At 56.3% G+C, this 18,274-nt stretch carries 20 protein-coding genes; 14 read left to right on the forward strand and 6 right to left on the reverse strand.

Annotated features, from left to right (window positions below):
• Window positions 1-42 precede the first annotated feature (42 nt).
• The 14 genes from KO498_RS16995 to KO498_RS17060 all read left to right on the forward strand — a co-directional run bounded on the left by KO498_RS16995 (window position 43) and on the right by KO498_RS17060 (window position 12,105).
• Window positions 43-918 (forward strand): branched-chain amino acid aminotransferase, encoded by an 876-nt coding sequence (locus tag KO498_RS16995; protein ID WP_215961107.1) that lies wholly within the window; start codon window positions 43-45, stop codon window positions 916-918.
• 88 nt (window positions 919-1,006) lie between these two features.
• Window positions 1,007-1,465, forward strand: coding sequence for a universal stress protein (locus KO498_RS17000; protein ID WP_215961108.1), 459 nt, complete (start codon window positions 1,007-1,009; stop codon window positions 1,463-1,465).
• A gap of 37 nt (window positions 1,466-1,502) precedes the next feature.
• Window positions 1,503-2,078 carry an ATP-dependent Clp protease proteolytic subunit gene (locus KO498_RS17005; protein ID WP_215961109.1) on the forward strand — a complete coding sequence of 192 codons (576 nt, stop codon included), beginning with the start codon at window positions 1,503-1,505 and terminating at the stop codon, window positions 2,076-2,078.
• 55 nt (window positions 2,079-2,133) lie between these two features.
• Window positions 2,134-2,955 (forward strand): zinc-dependent peptidase, encoded by an 822-nt coding sequence (locus tag KO498_RS17010; RefSeq protein ID WP_215961110.1) that lies wholly within the window; start codon window positions 2,134-2,136, stop codon window positions 2,953-2,955.
• A gap of 69 nt (window positions 2,956-3,024) precedes the next feature.
• Window positions 3,025-3,588: a NifU family protein gene (locus tag KO498_RS17015; protein WP_215961111.1), complete on the forward strand. Its 564-nt coding sequence runs from the start codon at window positions 3,025-3,027 to the stop codon at window positions 3,586-3,588.
• 10 nt (window positions 3,589-3,598) lie between these two features.
• Entirely contained in the window at window positions 3,599-4,183 is a 585-nt protein-coding gene (tsaB, locus tag KO498_RS17020) for a tRNA (adenosine(37)-N6)-threonylcarbamoyltransferase complex dimerization subunit type 1 TsaB (protein WP_215961112.1), read from the forward strand.
• Window positions 4,173-4,577, forward strand: a complete 405-nt coding sequence (locus KO498_RS17025) for a GNAT family N-acetyltransferase (RefSeq protein WP_215961113.1) — start codon at window positions 4,173-4,175, stop codon at window positions 4,575-4,577. The genes tsaB and KO498_RS17025 overlap by 11 nt, the downstream gene beginning before the upstream one ends.
• A 136-nt stretch (window positions 4,578-4,713) precedes the next feature.
• A complete protein-coding gene (locus tag KO498_RS17030) occupies window positions 4,714-5,709 on the forward strand; it encodes a BMP family lipoprotein (protein WP_215961114.1) in 996 nt (331 codons plus the stop codon).
• 94 nt (window positions 5,710-5,803) lie between these two features.
• Window positions 5,804-7,354, forward strand: a complete 1,551-nt coding sequence (locus KO498_RS17035; RefSeq protein WP_215961115.1) for an ABC transporter ATP-binding protein — start codon at window positions 5,804-5,806, stop codon at window positions 7,352-7,354.
• Window positions 7,354-8,229: a type VI secretion system-associated protein TagO gene (locus tag KO498_RS17040; protein WP_215961116.1), complete on the forward strand. Its 876-nt coding sequence runs from the start codon at window positions 7,354-7,356 to the stop codon at window positions 8,227-8,229. Before KO498_RS17035 ends, KO498_RS17040 begins: the two co-directional genes overlap by 1 nt.
• A 12-nt stretch (window positions 8,230-8,241) precedes the next feature.
• Complete coding sequence (locus KO498_RS17045; RefSeq protein ID WP_215961117.1) at window positions 8,242-9,357, forward strand: ABC transporter permease; 1,116 nt, start codon at window positions 8,242-8,244, stop codon at window positions 9,355-9,357.
• Window positions 9,357-10,334: an ABC transporter permease gene (locus KO498_RS17050; protein ID WP_215961118.1), complete on the forward strand. Its 978-nt coding sequence runs from the start codon at window positions 9,357-9,359 to the stop codon at window positions 10,332-10,334. The genes KO498_RS17045 and KO498_RS17050 overlap by 1 nt, the downstream gene beginning before the upstream one ends.
• Window positions 10,335-10,420: 86 nt before the next feature.
• Complete coding sequence (locus KO498_RS17055) at window positions 10,421-11,344, forward strand: sulfite exporter TauE/SafE family protein (protein ID WP_215961119.1); 924 nt, start codon at window positions 10,421-10,423, stop codon at window positions 11,342-11,344.
• Window positions 11,344-12,105, forward strand: coding sequence for a TIGR02186 family protein (locus tag KO498_RS17060; protein ID WP_215961325.1), 762 nt, complete (start codon window positions 11,344-11,346; stop codon window positions 12,103-12,105). Before KO498_RS17055 ends, KO498_RS17060 begins: the two co-directional genes overlap by 1 nt.
• Here KO498_RS17060 and KO498_RS17065 read toward each other — a convergent pair.
• The 6 genes from KO498_RS17065 to KO498_RS17090 form a co-directional block, all read right to left on the reverse strand.
• Window positions 12,102-13,628 carry an ATP-dependent DNA helicase gene (locus KO498_RS17065; RefSeq protein WP_215961120.1) on the reverse strand — a complete coding sequence of 509 codons (1,527 nt, stop codon included), beginning with the start codon at window positions 13,626-13,628 and terminating at the stop codon, window positions 12,102-12,104. The two genes, KO498_RS17060 and KO498_RS17065, sit on opposite strands and share 4 nt — an antisense overlap.
• A gap of 49 nt (window positions 13,629-13,677) precedes the next feature.
• A complete protein-coding gene (locus KO498_RS17070) occupies window positions 13,678-14,307 on the reverse strand; it encodes an acyl-homoserine-lactone synthase (protein WP_215961121.1) in 630 nt (209 codons plus the stop codon).
• A gap of 81 nt (window positions 14,308-14,388) precedes the next feature.
• A complete protein-coding gene (locus KO498_RS17075) occupies window positions 14,389-15,081 on the reverse strand; it encodes a helix-turn-helix transcriptional regulator (protein WP_354667685.1) in 693 nt (230 codons plus the stop codon).
• Window positions 15,053-15,265, reverse strand: coding sequence for a hypothetical protein (locus KO498_RS17080; RefSeq protein ID WP_215961123.1), 213 nt, complete (start codon window positions 15,263-15,265; stop codon window positions 15,053-15,055). The genes KO498_RS17075 and KO498_RS17080 overlap by 29 nt, the downstream gene beginning before the upstream one ends.
• 191 nt (window positions 15,266-15,456) lie before the next feature.
• Entirely contained in the window at window positions 15,457-16,743 is a 1,287-nt protein-coding gene (ccrA, locus tag KO498_RS17085; RefSeq protein WP_215961326.1) for a crotonyl-CoA carboxylase/reductase, read from the reverse strand.
• A 162-nt stretch (window positions 16,744-16,905) separates the two neighbouring features.
• Window positions 16,906-18,267: a 1-acyl-sn-glycerol-3-phosphate acyltransferase gene (locus KO498_RS17090; RefSeq protein WP_215961124.1), complete on the reverse strand. Its 1,362-nt coding sequence runs from the start codon at window positions 18,265-18,267 to the stop codon at window positions 16,906-16,908.
• Window positions 18,268-18,274 lie beyond the last annotated feature (7 nt).

Below are 18,274 nucleotides of genomic sequence, written 5' to 3' on the forward strand. Positions count from 1 at the left end.
CATTGGCCAGCCTAATCTTTGGCCAAACGAAAGGGACATATCATGGCTATTGGCACAAATATTCGCACTTGGTTTGAAGGCAAGTGGCATGACGGTGATGTGCCGATCATGCGCGCGGCTGACCACGGCTCATGGGTTGGCACCACGGTGTTTGACGGTGCGCGTATGGTCAACGGGCTGATGCCTGATCTTGACTTGCACTGCGCCCGCGTAAACCGCTCGGCCAAAGCGCTGATGCTCAATCCAACGGTGCAGCCCGACGAGATGGTTTTGCTCATTCGTGAGGGGCTTAAGGCCTATGCCGCCGATGCCGCCGTCTACATCAGGCCGATGTATTGGGGCATTTCCGGTGACGCGAGCGCAATTGTGCCCAGCCAGGAAGAGACCGGCTTTTGTATCTGCCTTGAGCAGATTCCCTTTGCACCGCCCGAAGCCAGCACCACGCTGACAACAACCCGCTTTCGCCGCCCCGTTCTAGAAGACGCCGTGGTCAACGCCAAGGCGGGCTGCCTTTACCCCAACAACGCACGCATGCTGGCCGAGGCGAATGCCAAAGGCTTTGGCAATGCTTTGGTCGCCGATGCCACAGGCAATGTCGCAGAAACAGCCACGGCAAATGTGTTTATGGCCAAGGATGGCGAGGTGTTCACACCCATCGCCAACGGCACGTTCCTGTCAGGCATCACGCGCGCGCGGCATATCTCGAACCTCACGGCTGATGGTTTCAAGGTGCATGAATCTGTGCTGAGCTTTGACGATTTTCATGATGCCGATGAGGTGTTCCTCTCGGGCAATATGAGTAAAGTCACCCCCGTCACCGCCTTTGATGGCACCAACTATCAGGTCGGCCCGATCACCCAGCGCGCCCGCGAGCTTTACTGGGAATGGGCCGCCAAATCCGAAGCCGCTAACGCCTAGTCGGCAAACGCCATTCGGCCATTGCACGCCCTGCGCGCTTACGGCATGCTCTGGTCTGTTACAGCGTTTCGCTTCAGGGAGAAAAAACATGCGTAAGTTTCTTGTTGTTCTTGATGACAGCCGCGAATGCCTCAACGCAATGCGTTTTGCGGCGATGCGCGCAGCCCATACCGGCGGCGGTGTCGAGATTTTGGCAGTCGTTGCGCCCGAAGAGTTCAACCACTGGATCGGTGTTGGCGACATCATGCGTGAGGAGGCCCGTGAGCGCATCGAAGTTCACTTTGAAGTCTTCGCCAAATGGATGCGCGATAAGAAAGGCATCGACCCCGAGCTTGTTATCCGCGAGGGCGAACCGATCAAAGAAATTTTGGCACAAGTGAAGGAAGACGGCGAAATCGGCGTGCTTGTGCTTGGTGCCAGCACCGACAGCAAAGCTGGCCCCGGCCCCTTGGTAACACAACTTACAAAGAATGCCGGTAGCCTCGACATTCCAATCACGATTGTTCCGGGCGACCTCTCGAAAGAGCGCCTCGAAGCGATTACATAACTCACCTAACACTCTCTCGATACAGGACAATTTTTTGATGAGCGACGATAAGAAAAAAGACGACGACAAGAAAAGCAGCGGTGTTGGCCAGAAGCTGTTTGACGCACGCCAGATCCTGATCTGCGAAGCGATCGACCAGAAAATGGCCTCACGGGTTGTCGGCCAATTGCTCGCGCTCGCAACGGAAAGCGACGACGACATCACGCTGTTTCTCAACTCCCAAGGCGGGCATGTCGAGGCCGGCGACAGCATCCATGACGTGATCCGCTTTATCAAACCCCGCGTGCGCATTATCGGCACGGGTTGGGTTGCTTCAGCGGGCACGCATATCTTCCTCGCTGTTCCAAAACAAGACCGCGTTTGTTTGCCAAACACCCGCTTTCTTATCCACCAGCCCTCTGGTGGCGTCGGCGGTAAAGTGACCGACATTGCCATTCAGGCCGAGCAGATCGAGATCATGCGCAAACGTCTCGCTGTGATCATCTCCGAGCAAACCGGCCAGAAGCTTGAGCAGGTGATGAAAGACATCGAACGTGACCACTGGATGGATACCGACGAGGCGATCAAATACGGCATCCTGTCGAAAGTGATCAAGTCTTCTAGCGAGCTCTAAGTTTCGCGCCTTGCTCTTTCGGGAGCGAGGCGCACACCCTATATGAGGATGAGCCATGATCTATTTTCTCATCCTCTTTGCCCTCGCGATCAGCCCTTTTGCGCTGTATGAGTTTCTCAAACGCCGTAGACGCCGCCGTTTGTTGAGCACCGCTCTCACCCCCTCTCAAACCGCCGAGATCGCCCGCGCCGTGCCGCTGACGCGTCAGCTTCCGCCCGCACTGCGTGCAAAACTAGATGGCAAAGTCAGCTTGTTTCTTGATCAGGTCGAGTTTGTCGGCTGCGAAGGGCTAGACGTGACCGAGGGCATGCAGCTTTCAATTGCCGCGCAAGCCTGTTTGCTGATCATCGGCAGCGACATGTGGTATGACAACCTGCGCACCGTGCTGATCTACCCCGGCGCTTTCAAGTCGCGCACCCAGAGGCACAGCGGATATGTCGTGCAGGAACAAGACACAGTTCGTTTGGGCGAAAGCTGGGGGCATGGCCGCATTGTGCTGTCGTGGCAGCACTCGGAACAGGGCGCAGCCGAAGCGCATGACGGGCAGAACGTGGTGTTCCACGAGTTTGCGCATCAGATCGACGATCTTTCAGGCCAGACAAACGGTGTGCCCGTTCTTGCTGACGGCCAGAGTTTTGCCGAGTGGGAAAACGCCATACTCACCGCGTTCACTACGCATGTATCAGAAGTCTCGAAAGGCCATAAAACCGTGCTCGACGCTTACGGCGCCACGGCGCATGAGGAGTTCTTCGCCGTTGCCGTCGAGCTGTTTTTTGAGCGCCCGGCCGCGCTCAAGGCCGATGAGCCGGCGGTCTACAAACAACTTGCCAAGCTCTTTCAGCTTGATCCCGCCGCATGGCCAGATGCGGCAGTTTAGAACAATTCTAAATATTGACTTTCCCACCCCGCAGGCCCATATCTGACAAAAGAGATAGGATAACGCGCCATGTTCATTCAGACGGAATCAACACCGAACCCCGCCACACTGAAGTTTTTGCCCGGTCAGACAGTTCTGCCCACAGGCACAGCCGACTTTCCAAGCCGTGACAGCGCCGATGTCTCGCCGCTGGCCTCGCGGGTCTACGGAGTTGAAGGCGTTTCGGGCGTGTTCCTCGGCACCGACTTTGTGACCGTCACCAAAGAAGACAGTGTCGAGTGGGATCACATCAAACCTTCGGTTCTCGGCGCGATCATGGAGCACTACCAGTCAGGCCAACCCGTGCTTGCAGACGCTGCGCAGCCGCAAGCCGGCCACGCAGAGCACAGCGGCGAAGACGGTGAAATTGTCGGCCAAATCAAAGAATTGCTAGATACCCGCGTGCGCCCGGCTGTGGCGCAAGACGGAGGTGACATCACCTTCTACGGCTTTGAAAAAGGCGTTGTTTATCTGCACATGCAAGGCGCTTGTGCAGGCTGCCCATCGTCAACCATCACCCTCAAGATGGGCATTGAAAACCTGCTGCGTCACTACATTCCCGAGGTGACAGAGGTGCGCCCTGTTGCCGTCTGAGGCAACAGGAATGCCCCCACGCACAACTGAACTTACCCTCGGCTTTGACACGTCAGGCCCGTACTGCGCGGCCGCCTTGTTGGCCGACGGCGAGATTTTATCCAGCATCCATGAGCCGATGAACCGCGGGCAATCCGAGCGGCTTATGGGCCTGATTGAAGAACAACTCGCGGCGCAGGGTAAGGGCTGGCAAGATATCACCCGCATCGGCGTTGGTGTCGGCCCCGGTAACTTTACCGGCATTCGCATCGGCGTGTCGGCGGCGCGCGGGTTGGCGATGTCGCTTGGCGTGCAGGCCGTTGGCGTCAGCACCTTTGAAGCAACTTTGCTGGGTCAGCCAAACACCGTGACTGCGCTCGTCCCTGCTCCGCGCGAACAGGCCTATGTGTATGCGAACGGCAATGTCACATTGACAGCCGACTGGGCCGCCAGCGAAACCGCCCTTCTGCAGCCGGAACCGGCGCAGCTCGCCGAAAACATCGCTCGCATTGCCGCCACATCGGACAACACCCAAGCGCCCGTGCCACTTTACATTCGCCCAGCCGATGCTGCACCTGCCTCTGATCCGCCGCCGGTGATCCTTGATGACGCCTGAGGCGCTGGCAGAGGTGCATGCATCCTGCTTTCCGCTGCGGCCTTGGCGCGCTGCAGAACTCCGCGAGCTGATTGCCAAACCGCAGGTAACCTGCCTGACATCTCCCTGCAAAAACGGCTTTGCTTTGGTGCAAACCGTGGCTGGCGAGGCCGAGATCCTCACTATTGCCGTGCATCCGGTTTCGCAACGCCAAGGTGTTGCAAGCGCGTTGATGCGTCAGCTCCTGTTGCTTCCTGCCGCGCAGGTGTTTCTCGAAGTTGCTGCGGACAACACCGCCGCCCGCGCGCTCTATCATGGCTTTGGTTTTGAGCAAGTCGGCCAGCGTAATGGATATTACCGCCGCAGTGGCGAGCCTGCGGTTGATGCTCTCATTTTAGGCCGTCAAACCCAATAACAGTGCATAATCATTTAAGAATCGGTTGACCATCCCCTCGGAAAGCGGCCTAATTTGCTAATGATCAAATGATCTGCTCGTTTTCGCGCTTGGCCGTTCTGGCACGAGCGCCAATAACCAACTTGGGAGAGACCAAATGACACTAATGCATAAATTCCTTGGTGCTGCTGCCACATTGGCGCTCAGCGCCGGTGCCGCGCTCGCAGAACCAGCCCTGATTTTTGACCTCGGTGGCAAATTCGACAAATCGTTCAACGAAGCGGCCTTTGGCGGCGCGCAGCGTTGGGCAGAAGAGACAGGCGGTAGCTTCCGCGAGATCGAACTGCAATCAGAAGCCCAGCGCGAGCAAGCCCTGCGTCGCTTCGCTGAAGCTGGCAACAACCCCATCGTGATGACAGGCTTTGCCTTTGGCAACGTGCTTTCAGAAGTTGCCCCTGACTATCCTGACACCAAGTTCGCCATCATCGACATGGTCGTTGACCTGCCAAACGTGCGCTCGGTTGTGTTCAACGAGCACGAAGGCTCGTATCTCGTCGGCATGTTGGCGGCAGAAGCTTCAGAATCCGGCACCGTCGGCTTTATCGGCGGCATGGACATCCCGCTTATCCGCAAGTTTGCCTGTGGCTACGCGCAGGGCGTTCTCGCAGCCAACCCAGACGCCAAAATCGTATCGAACATGACAGGCACAACCCCTGCTGCCTGGAATGACCCGGTGAAAGGCTCAGAGCTTACCAAAGCCCAGATCAGCCAAGGCGCTGACGTTGTCTATGCTGCTGCTGGCGGCACCGGTGTTGGCGTTCTGCAAACCGCTGCCGACGAGGGTATCCTCTCGGTGGGTGTGGACAGCAACCAAAACCACCTGCACCCTGGTAAAGTGCTGACATCAATGCTGAAACGCGTCGATAACGCGGTTTATAGCGCGATGACAGACGGTGTTGACATGGAAACAGGCTTCAACGTGATGGGCGTTGCCAATGGCGGCATCGACTACGCGATGGACGAGCACAACGCAGCATTGGTTTCTGACGAGATGAAGGCATCAGTAGACGCAGCAAAAGCCAAAATCGCCTCAGGCGAGCTGGTAGTTCACGACTACATGTCAGACGACAGCTGCCCAGCACTTAAGTTCTGATTGGCGGTCTAAACAACTAGGGGCCGCGCAGTTTTTTTCGCGCGGCCTTTGCTGCTTAAGGGCCATCAAAAGGCTCGGCACACGGGAGAGACAGATGACAGAACCAGCGATCGAGCTGAAAGGCATTTCCAAAGCCTTTGGCCCTGTGCAAGCCAACAAGGACATCTCAATTTCGGTTCAGCCGGGGACGATCCACGGCATCATCGGCGAGAACGGCGCAGGTAAATCAACGCTGATGTCTATCCTCTTCGGGTTTTACAAAGCTGACAGTGGCGAGATCTTTATCAACGGCCGCAAAACCAGCATCCCCGACAGCCAAGCCGCGATCGCCGCTGGCATCGGCATGGTGTTCCAGCACTTCAAACTGGTCGAAAATTTCACGGTGCTTGAGAACGTCATTCTCGGTGCCGAAGACGGACGCCTGCTGCGGCCGTCTCTGGCTAAGGCTCGAAAATCGCTCAAGGAACTGGCAGCCGAGTATGAGCTGAACGTGGACCCTGACGCCGTCATTCAAGACATCGGCGTTGGTATGCAGCAGCGGGTCGAGATACTTAAAGCGCTATACCGTAAAGCCGACATCCTGATCCTGGACGAGCCCACTGGCGTGCTCACCCCCGCTGAAGCAGATCAACTGTTTCGCATTCTCAACCGCCTTCGCGAAGAGGGCAAAACCATCATCCTGATCACCCACAAGCTGCGCGAGATCATGGATATCACCGACACCGTCAGCGTCATGCGCCGCGGCGAGATGACAGCAACCGTCAAGACCAGCGAAACCAGCCCAGAGCACCTAGCCGAACTCATGGTTGGCCGCAAAGTGTTGCTGCGCGTCAACAAAGCGCCAGCCAAGCCCGGTAAGCCAGTGCTTGAGGTGCAAAACCTCTCTGTCACCGACGAAAAAGGGGTCGAGCGGCTCAAGAACGTCTCGCTCACCGTGCACGCAGGCGAAATTCTTGGCATTGCGGGCGTCTCGGGCAACGGGCAGTCCGAACTGCTTGAGGTGCTTGGTGGCATGCAACAGGGCCGTGGAAAAGTATTGGTCAACGGTGCCGAGATAGACCTGACAGGCACGCTCTCTGACGGGCAGTCGCGGCGCGCACGCGGCATCGCCCATGTGCCCGAAGACCGCCAGAGTGAAGGCCTGATCATGGACTTCATGGCATGGGAGAACTGTGTTTTCGGGTATCACCGCGACCCTGACTACCAGAATGGCTTGCTGATGGACCGCACCAAGATTGTCGCCGATGCAGAGGGCAAGATGGAACGCTTTGACGTGCGCCCGCCAAACGTAAAGCTCACGGCAAAAAACTTCTCCGGTGGCAACCAGCAGAAGATCGTTCTGGCGCGTGAAATCGAACGCAATCCTGATCTCCTGCTCGTAGGCCAGCCCACGCGCGGTGTTGATATCGGCGCAATCGAGTTCATTCATCAACAAATCATCGCTCTACGGGATGCTGGCAAGGCGATCTTGCTGGTCAGCGTCGAGCTGGAAGAGATCCTTGCGCTCGCCGACCGCATCGCCGTGATGTTTGACGGCCAGATCATGGGCGAACGCCTGCCCGGCGAAACCGATGAAACCGCACTGGGCCTGCTGATGGCCGGCGTTGCTGACACGACTGACACGAATAATGGGGAAGCCGCCTGATGTTTCGCTTCCCCTTACTGGCCGTAGCATTGTTGTTACCCTCGCTGGCTCGAGCCAGCGATGTTCAGCTGGCTTGCACCTTTGAAAATCTTCCGTCTTTCGTGATATATTACGACAGCAGTACCAGTTCCGAGCATCGCATCTCGGTCAACGATCGCCCCTTTGTTCGTTTGACCGCTGGATCAGGAAGCAACCGCTTTGAAAGTGCTAGCGTTGACGGATACAGTTTCGTTTTCTCACCGAAAAACTCATTTCTGACGGTGCACCATGACAACACTCTTATCGGAACTGAAGCGGGCCAGTGTGTGACCCTTGGCGGCCCTCGAAATGAAACCCCTTTGCAGCTAATCAAAGAAGCGCCCCCAAGCACTGTTTCCGGGTCTGAACCAGAAACTCCGACACAATCGGCGCCCTCAGATACTAAAGGCATAGGCAGTTGGTCGGTCGTCAAATCGGAATCCGGCTTCGACGACAGTTCCAGAGTCGTGTTACGCCAAACATCAACAAACACAATTAGCGGGCGTTTTGGCGGCACGGCCAATCCAAGCCTCCTTGTGCGGTGTCAGGAAAACACGACATCACTGTTCTTGGTGGCTGGCGGACATTTCCTTTCCGATATTCAGAGCTATGGTCGCGTAGATTATCGCGTCGACGACCGGAAGGCAGGGCGTAAGAGCATGAAGACGTCTACAGACAACCAAGCGCTTGGACTTTGGGGCGGAGGGCAATCCATTCCATTCATCAAAGAGATCATGTCGGGGAAGCAACTTCTGGTTCGCCTCACCCCGTATAACGAAAGCCCACTAGAGTTTTCATTTGAAATTGATGGCCTAGATGAAGCGATAGAACCGCTTCGCAAAGCCTGTAACTGGTAAGGTAAACGCATAATGGACAAGATGCCAAAATGGGCTGACGCCTTTCTCGTTCCGCTGTTCAGCCTGGTGCTCGCGGCGGTCTTGTCAGCGATAGTGATTGTTGCCATCGGAGAAGACCCTATCGCAGCTTTCAAGCTCATGGTTGACGGCGCTTTGATGCGTTCGTCCGGTTGGGGCTATACGCTCTATTACGCCACCAACTTCATGTTCACAGGCCTTGCTGTTTCTGTCGCCTTTCATGCGCGGTTGTTTAACATCGGCGGTGAAGGCCAAGCCATGCTCGGCGGACTCGGCGTTGCGATTGCCTGCCTCTACGTGCCTTGGCCGCATTGGACGCTGGCACTCCTCGGCTCGGCCACTCTGGCGGCGGCTTTCGGCGCGGCTTGGGCGTTTATTCCTGCCTACCTACAGGCCAAACGCGGCAGTCATATCGTGATCACCACGATCATGTTCAACTACATCGCATTTTCTCTGTTGGGCTATGCGCTCGTCAATGTGCTGCGCCCGCCAGGAGCGATGGATCCGGCCACCGAGAAGTTTGCAGCTGCAACCCATCTGCCGACATTTCAGGATATGTTTTCGACAGCCGCCACACCTCTGTTTCGCGGTGCCCCTGCCAATGTGACATTCTTCGTCGCGCTCGCGGCCTGTGTGCTGGTTTACTTCCTCATCTGGCGCACACGGCTTGGTTACGAGATCAGACATTTTGGCCAGTCACCTACAGCGGCAAACTATGCTGGCACAAACGGCGTGCGCATTATCATGATCACCATGCTTATCTCTGGTGGACTGGCCGGAATGATGGCGCTTAACACCACACAGGGCGAAGCCGAGAGGCTGATCCTGAACTCGACAGAGAACGCGGGCTTCATCGGCATCGCCGTTGCCCTCATGGGCCGCAATCATCCTTTCGGCGTGTTGCTGGCAGCCCTGCTCTTCGGCTTTCTTTACCAAGGCGGCGCCGAACTTGCACTCTGGACAAAAATCCCCCGCGACCTGATCACTGTTATTCAGGCATTTGTCATCCTGTTCACCGGCGCGCTCGATAACATGGTGCGCATGCCGCTTGAAAAATTCTTCCTGATGCTGCGTAAAAGCTCTGGCAGTAAAGACAAGGAGGCTGTGTGATGGATTTCTTCACGCTGGTTCAAGTGCTCGACAGCACACTGCGCCTCGCGACACCTTTGTTGCTGGCCTGTCTTGCCGGGCTTTACAGTGAACGCGCAGGCATCTTTGACATTGGCCTTGAGGGCAAAATGTTGATCGCTGCCTTCTTTTCGGCAGGGGTTGCCTATACGACGGGCAATGTCTGGGTGGGCATGTGTGCGGGTATCGGCGCTTCGCTCGTGCTTTCGGTGATACATGGCTTCGCCTCGATCACCTTCCGCGGCAATCAGCTGATTTCCGGCGTTGCGATCAACTTTCTCGCGTCCGGGATTACTGTGCTTGTGGCGCAAAGCTGGTTCTCGCAAGGCGGGCGCACACCGTCACTTACCGGTGCGGGCCGCTTTGAGCCGATCGTGCTGCCCGGTGCACTGACCCGCATACGTGACATCGCCGATGCCAACCCCTTCATGCAGATTTACTCCGAGCTGCTGTCAGGTCACACCATTATCGTTTACATCGCCTTGCTGTTTGTGCCGCTAACATGGTGGTTGCTGTTTCGCACCCGCTTCGGCTTGCGTCTTAGGGCTGTGGGCGAAAACCCCGCAGCCGTTGACACCGCCGGCATTTCAGTCGTTTCGCTGCGTTACTCAGCGGTGATAATCTGCGGCGTGCTCTGTGGCATTGCCGGCGCATACCTCGCCACTGGCCTGCAAGCGGGCTTTGTCAAAGAGATGACGGCAGGGCGCGGGTATATCGCCCTCGCCGCGCTCATCTTTGCCAAGTGGCGGCCGTGGAGTGCGCTTGGTGCCTGCCTGCTCTTTGGCTTCTTGCAAGCCGTAGCTGTGCGCTTTCAAAACATCCGCATTGGCGAATTCACAATTCCGGTGCAATTTATGGAAGCCCTACCCTACATCCTGACGGTGGTGATTCTTGCGGGTTTCATCGGCAAAGCTATCCCGCCAAAGGCAGGTGGCGAGCCATATGTGAAAGAACGATAGGGCCAGCTAGGGGAAAACCACAGGCCACCTGAAAATTTGCCCGCAGGTCCCTTGCATTTGCACCAAAGGACGCTTTAGGAGAGACCATGCAAATTTACCTCCCCATCGCTGAAGTTTCGGTCAACGCTTTCTTGCTGCTGGGGCTTGGCGGCATGGTCGGGGTTTTGTCGGGGATGTTTGGCGTAGGCGGCGGCTTTTTGATGACGCCGCTGTTGTTCTTTATCGGCATCCCCCCCGCTGTTGCCGTCGCGACAGGAGCCAACCAGATCGTTGCTTCGTCGTTCTCGGGGCTGCTTGCACATCTAAAACGCAAAACTGTTGATCTCAAATTGGGAACGGTGCTGCTTGTCGGTGGGCTTGTCGGCGCAGCGATCGGCATGGTGGTGTTCAACTACCTCAAAGCTATGGGCCAAGTCGACTTGCTGGTGCGGCTTTGTTATGTTGTTTTCCTCGGTATTATCGGCAGCTTGATGTTCATCGAAAGCCTCAACGCCATTCGCAAATTAGCCAAGGCAGGCGGCGCACCAGCAAAGCGCAAACGTGATCGCGGTGTGCTTTCCAAGCTGCCGTTCAAAGTGCGTTTTCACACTTCAGGGCTCTATATCTCGATCATCCCGCCGCTGATCATCGCGGTGCTGGTCGGTATCCTCACCGCGATCATGGGCGTTGGCGGTGGCTTTATTATGGTTCCGGCGATGATCTATCTGCTCGGCATGCCAACCAAAGTCGTTGTCGGCACGTCCCTGTTTCAGATCATCTTCGTAACCGCCTTCACCACACTGCTCCACGCGACAACCAACTACACAGTTGATATGGCACTTGCGGTTCTGCTGTTGGTTGGTGGCGTTGTCGGTGCTCAAATAGGCACGCGCATCGGCCTTAAAATGAAGGCTGAGCAGCTGCGTATTCTGCTGGCCTTGCTGGTGATTGTTGTCTGCGGAAAGCTGGCGCTTGACCTCTTGCTTGAGCCGGGTGAGCTTTACTCTATCGGCGCGGCAGGCGGTCAATGATGCTGCGGATGTTCCTCCTATTAGCACTCTGCTTTCCCGCCCTTGCGCAAGCCGAAGAAGTCGTGCTTGGCCTCAGCCAGAAGCGCGTGCAAATCACCACCAACTTCGATGGGTCCGAAATCCTGATCTTTGGTGCCGTAAAACGTGACGGCCCTGCTCCGAGCGGCGCACCGCTTGAAGTTATCGTTGCGGTTGAAGGCCCGAGCACCGCGCTGACTGTCCGCCGCAAAGAGCGCCGCTATGGTATCTGGATCAATGTCGACGCCGTTGAAGTTGATGCAGCTCCGGCCTTTTACGCTGTCGCAACTTCTGTGCCGTTTGCCGATGCCATCACCAAAACTGAAGACCTGCGCTATAGTGTTTCGATCCCCCGTGCGGTGCGCTCGGTTGGTGCCCCGATGAACGTCAAGGATGCCCAGGGGTTTGCCAGCGCGGTTATCCGGATCAGGGAAAACAGCGGCCTCTACCAACTGCACGAAAACAGCGTGACGTTGACAGACCAAACCCTGTTTGAAACCCGTGTCGCCCTGCCCGCGAACCTCACCGAAGGCGATTACAAAGCGCGCATTTTCCTGACCCGATCTGGCAAAGTCGTCTCCGAATACGAGACGCTGATTGACGTTCATAAGGTCGGGCTTGAGCGGTTCTTGTTCAACTTGTCGCGTCAACAACCGCTGATCTACGGGCTGTTGTCATTGGCCATCGCGATTGCTGCAGGCTGGCTTGCATCGGCAGCGTTCCGCATCTTCCAGCGCAACTAGATCTCTTCTGATTGCAACTCTAGCGTTGGCGTCGGCACGATCAAATCAGCTGTCGTTAACGGCGCCGACGGCTTTGAAAGCCGGTTGCGCACCACCCAGAACAGCCGCTCTTCAGCGCGGGTGATCGCCACATAGGCAAGCCGCTTCCACAGCGGTTGGCCCGCCTCCATGCGACCCATGCGAGAAGCTGCAAACAAGTCTGGAGCGAAGACCTGCACGTTTTCCCATTGCGAGCCCTGCGCCTTGTGAATTGTCACCGCCGCGCCGTGCAAAAATGCGGCCCCCATGCGCGCAGCGAAGGGGATGAAAGGCTCTTCCTCATCGGGCATTTCGATCTTGACGATCGAGGCAGCAGACACTTGCGGGTCTTGCGCTCCGACGACATGCAACCGCGAGAAACCCGGCTTGCGGCCCGGCCCGAGGTAGATAACCTGCGCGCCTTTGATGAGGCCTCGCGCCTCCAGATCAAGCCGCTTTTTGCGGTGCTTGAGCGGCAGCTCCAAGCCATCACAGATCAGCGGTTCGCCCTCAAGCAGCATATCTTCAGGCGCGCCATAAACACGGCGAAAGGCGTTTATCAGCCGTATGCGCGTTGCATTACGCCAGACCAGCACCGGCGATCGCGCCATCAAGTCAACCTCGACGCGCTGCCCAAGCACGACCCTGTCATCACGCGCCGCGGCTTCTTCAACCATGCGCTCGAAATCACCAAAGCCTAGCTGAGGGTCGGCCAAGGCATGGGCCAAATCAAGGATCGGGTTTGTCGCCTCTTGCCGGTGTATGCGCTCAAGGCTGAGCACGGCTTTCTCGGGCAGCTTCTCAAACACCATCGCACCTGACTGTTTCACCGGCGCAAGCTGTGCCGGATCACCAAACAGGATCAGATTGGGGAAAATTTCCCTAAGGTCTTCATACTGCTTGTCATCCAGCATCGAGGCTTCATCGATCATCCCGACATCAAGCGGGTCTTCACGGCGCTTCCAACCCGTGATGAAATCGGACCCACGCAACCCAGCTGCCGCCATCGCTCCCGGGATCGACTTGTTGCCCTGGTAAAACGCATGCGCGCGATCAAGCGCAATGTCCGTGATCCCTTCGATTTCAGGACGCTCGCCCTGCCCAGTCAGCCACTCGGCGATGCGCTCGTATTCGGGGTCGTAAACCGGGGTGTAGAGAATTCGGTGAATTGTCGTCGCAGGAACGCCACGCATCCGCAACACACTCGCGGCTTTATTGGTCGGTGCCAAAATGGCCAGCGTGCGGCCATCCTTGCGCTTTTTGCCTTCGTAATCGCCCGACACGATATCAACACCGGCTTCTTCCATCGCTTCATAAAGCTGCGCCAGCAGCAGCGTCTTACCGCTGCCAGCTTTGCCCGTAATCGCCAAAACACGCGCCGGCTTGTCGCCAAGCGGCAGCGTCGTGCCATCCTCAAGGTCGATCCCGCTGGAGCGCAACATCTCGGTGACGGTGTCAAAGGCTTCGGCCTGATCTTCAGACAGCTGTGGGGTCAGTGCATTCATGCGCTGACCCTACCGCCTTTATACGCCGGGTTGAACGACGAAATGCCGCTTAAGCCGCCTTGCTTGCGCGCCCGAACTTGCGTTGATACCACCAGTTGACAACATCAGCAGATATCCCGGCTTTGCTAAGCAACTGCGCCTTAGACGCAGCAGTGTATGTCCAAAGGCCGATACTGGTTTTGGTACGCCCTTCACCGGTGCTACCAAGCACTTTAGGGGCCGAGCCGACCATCCGGTAAACTCGCGTCATCGGAGCATCAAACACTGCAATGAAGTGTTCGACACCCTGCCCTTTCATCAGAGCCGACCCCGCCAGCATGAGCGTAGAGGCCACGTCAGTGCCCGAGCCCGCCGCAAGGCAAAAGCGCGTGCATTCCCATGTATGCTCGTCCGAGACTGTTTGACCGTCGAGCAAATGCGAGAAATGCTCGTTGATCATGGTGCGGCCGGTGGTTGGCAGAAACCGCATCGAGCCGCCATGGCGGCCATCAGGGCGCTCCCAGATAACATATAGCGGGCGCAGCGACGGCGCATCATACTGGTCACGTTCTTCACCGTTTTCATCAACCGTAACATCCCACTTCAAGCGCTCCTTAAACTGGAAAGCGCGATCGCAAAACATTGTGTGGCTCAGCAACGGGTAGGCTTGTAGTTCATCTGCATATAGAAATCGTATCATGTTTTCCTCACTTTCTATGTAAGGAAAATTTTAACTAAATACGGTTAATAAGCTCTTAAAACGTTGTTACAAAACAGCGCGTTAGATAACTATCAACCCGTTCTGAAGCGCGCGCGCAACCGCATGAGTCGTGTTTGCTGCGCCAAGCTTATGTCGCGCTGATTCAATGTAAACCCGCAAGGTATGTTCAGATATCGACAGGGTGTCAGCAACCTGCGCGCGGCTATAGCCCATCGCCAGAAATGTCATTGCGTCTACTTCTCTCGGGCTCAAAGCCGCCGTCGCTTCGGGCGCACGGTCCGGTTCAAATTCCAGCGCCTTTTCATTAAAGTAATGCGCCACGAGGATCAGATTACGGCGGTTGTTTTCGATAAACTCGAACCAGGTATCGTCATCACTGTCATGGTTAACCGAGAACAGTGCAAACTGCCCGTTTGGCCCGTGGACAGGAACCGAAAATCCCTGATTGCCGACACCATGGGCCTGCGCATCTTCCAGAAATCCGCGAGCAGCCTTACTTGTCCAATTCAACTTTTTCCAGTCAACCGCGGTAAAGCGTTGAAAGCACCCCAGCACGACAGGGTCAACACGCAGGTAGTCTTGGTCGACATATCGTTGCACCCAAGCGTCATCATAGGTGCCACAACCGTATTGTGTGCCCGAGCCACTAACCCAATGATACACAATGTGGTCGACTTCAAAATAGTCACGGAGTTGTTCGGAAATTAACTGAAGCTGCGGCAGCTCAGTTGTTCGCTCGAGAGCTTTCAAAATCGTGTTGAACGCCGTTGCTGCCCGCCGTCGTTTCAAGCGCTTTCCCCCTTGAACTGCCAGACGCAAGCTCACATGCCGCCATCAAAGCGGTGTCTTCAAGCTGAACAGCCAAGCTCGGTAAGCCGTTAGCCTTGGCAAAGGCCTTCAGGTCATCGAGAACGTCCAGTATCCATTCATTCTTCATGAACTATCGCCTTTGGAGGATTAACAAAAGGTTAATCCAACCGTAGCACGCAAAAAATCTGGGAGACACTCGCGAGAATTCCCTCCCCCAAAATAGCGGGAACCTTGAATTGTAGCCTGCTGATAACTCTAATCAGCGCAAGGGCCACAGACCAAATCACTGATCTGCGGCCCTAACTGCAAAAATATTGATTACTTGCCGGCTTCGATCACGTCTTCAACCGTGCGCAGACCGGTTTTGGGCGCCTGCACCAATACCGCCATATTGCCGGGCTTGTGCTCGTTGCGCAGCATTTTCATATGTGCCGCGGGGATCTCGTCCCATGCGAACACTTCTGACATGCAAGGGTCCAAGCGGCGATCAACCATCAAGCGGTTGGCCGAAGCGGCCTGCTTGAGGTTGGCAAAGTGGCTACCTTGCAGGCGCTTTTGGTGCATCCACATGTAGCGCACATCAAAGGTGCAGTTAAAGCCCGAGGTGCCAGCACAGATCACCACGATGCCGCCCTTTTTAACCACCAAAGTCGACACAGGGAACGTCGCCTCGCCGGGGTGCTCGAACACCATGTCGACGCTCACGCCCTTACCGGTAATGTCCCAGATCGCCTTACCAAACTTGCGCGCTTCTTTTGTCCACGCGACATACTCGGGGCTGTTCACCGTGGGAAGCTGCCCCCAGCAGTTAAAGTCCTTGCGGTTGATCACGCCTTTGGCGCCCTGATCCATCACAAATTCGCGTTTGCTCTCGTCCGAAATCACCCCGATCGCGTTCGCGCCGGCAGTGTTGGCCAGTTGGATAGCATATGAGCCAAGGCCGCCAGATGCGCCCCATACCAGAACATTCTGACCTGGCTTAAGCTCGTGCGGGTGGTGGCCGAACAGCATGCGATAGGCCGTTGCGAGCGTCAGCGTGTAGCAAGCGCTCTCTTCCCAAGTCAGATGCTTGGGGCGTGGCATAAGCTGCTGCGCCTGCACACGGGTGAACTGGCTGAAAGAGCCGTCTCCTGTTTCATAGCCCCAAATACGCTGCGTTGCAGAAAACATCGGGTCGCCACCGTTGCACTCTTCATCGTCGCCGTCGTCTTGGTTGCAGTGGATAACGACCTCGTCACCGACTTTCCATGTCTTCACTTTGTCGCCCACGGCCCAAACGATACCGGCCGCGTCAGAACCGGCAATGTGATAGTCCGCTCCGTGCACATCAAACGGGCTGATCGGCTGGCCAAGGCCCGCCCAAACACCATTGTAGTTAACACCAGCCGCCATAACCAAAACCAGCACTTCGTGACTGTCGATAACCCATGTATCAACGACTTCCTGCTGGAAAGACTGGTCAGGCTCACCGTGGCGTTCACGGCGAATAGCCCATGAATACATCTTTTTCGGAACATATCCGAGGGGTGGCATTTCGCCCACTTCGTAGAGGTCTTTTTCCGGTGCATCGTATGCTGCAAAGCCAGTGTCAGTATCCAAAGCCATCGTCTCAAACTCCATTTCGTTGCTGTTTCAGCATGTGAATTTCGTCGCCATTACGCCGCAGCGCAGAATCTCTTTTCAAGCGAAAGGAATACCAGCCACGCGAAACAATGCAATAGCATTGAGTAACTTTTTGAAACTTTATAACCTCGCGACCGCAGAAAACTAGTCAGCTATCAGGTGCCTAACCGATGCTGCATAGTAAGTCACTAACGAGGCCCCCGCCTCTGTCACAGCAAAACCGGCCCCTGTCTGCTCAACCGCGCCGCGGCTCACAAGGTTTCGCAAGCCGTAGTCGGCGGCATAGTCAAAATCTTCGCGTGGCAGGTGAATATGGGCTTCGGGCATCTTGTCTGACAACACCCGCATCGCTTTTTCAAAGCCTTCTTTGGTAAGCGGCCCCTCGGCGCGCTCGAACACCAACGCCGCCAAAGGCACAGGCAAGACAGGAACCACCTCAGCAATGCGTCGCATCAGCGTTTCTGCAAGTGCCTCGACGTCTGCTTCCTTCTTGCGGCCCTTTTCACGGCGCAGCGAGATAGGCGCTCCGAAGCTCACCGCAGCATAGCCAAATCTGTGGTACCGCCCCCGCATCCACTGCCAAAGCAGCCGCAGCAAGTATCTCAGGATCACCGATATCTTGGCCGGAAACTTGCGTGTGCCTTGTTCGCCTGCTTGAATCAGAACTCTGTCTTCAAGCACACGATCGTAGTTTATCGCCACCGGAATAAACACAACATCGCGCTCTTTGGTATCGTGGCCCTCAGCGATGTATTTCAATATCCCGACTTTGGCCTTACCCAGTTTGCCATCAAGCGACAAGCCGCCTTCCGGAAACACCGCCTGCGTAACGCCGCCGTCGGTTGCCAGCCGCACATATCGCTGCAAAACCTTACGATAAAGTGCGCCCCGCGACTTGCGCCGGATAAAATACGCGCCCATCGACTTGATAAGCCTGCTCAGCGGCCAGACGCGCGCCCACTCGCCAACAGCATAAGACAAAGTGCTTTGCTCGGAGGCCAGATATGTCACCAAAACATAGTCCATATTGCTGCGGTGGTTCATCACAAACACCACAGTTGCCTCACGGTCGATTGTGGCCAGTGTTTCGCGCGCGTGATGACCAAGGCGAACGCGATAGAGCAGTCGGCTGATAAACTTGGTCAGCCTCATAGCCACGCCGTAGTATAGCGTCGCGCTAAATGAGGGCACAATCTCGCGCGCATAGCGACGCGCCCTCTCAAACGCGACGTTCTCCGGCACACCTTCTTTTCTGGCGTGTTCCGCAATCGCGCGCGACACTTCCTCGTCATATGTCAGCCTCTGGATCATGTCGTGCCTGCGGGCCAACTTGAAAGGCTCGATCGGGCGGTCAAGCTTCTCATTGAGCTTGGCAACAGCCTTCTCCATCCGCCGCCGGAAGAACCAACGCACGGAAGGAAACAGGAAATGCGAGGCAAACGTTATCGCTGCAAAAAGCAGAATAACACCCAATAGCCAGAGCGGAACTTCGATCACTTGAAACATAGTTTAC

It is taken from the genome of Lentibacter algarum (assembly GCF_018860975.1).
GTDB lineage: Bacteria > Pseudomonadota > Alphaproteobacteria > Rhodobacterales > Rhodobacteraceae > Lentibacter > Lentibacter algarum_A.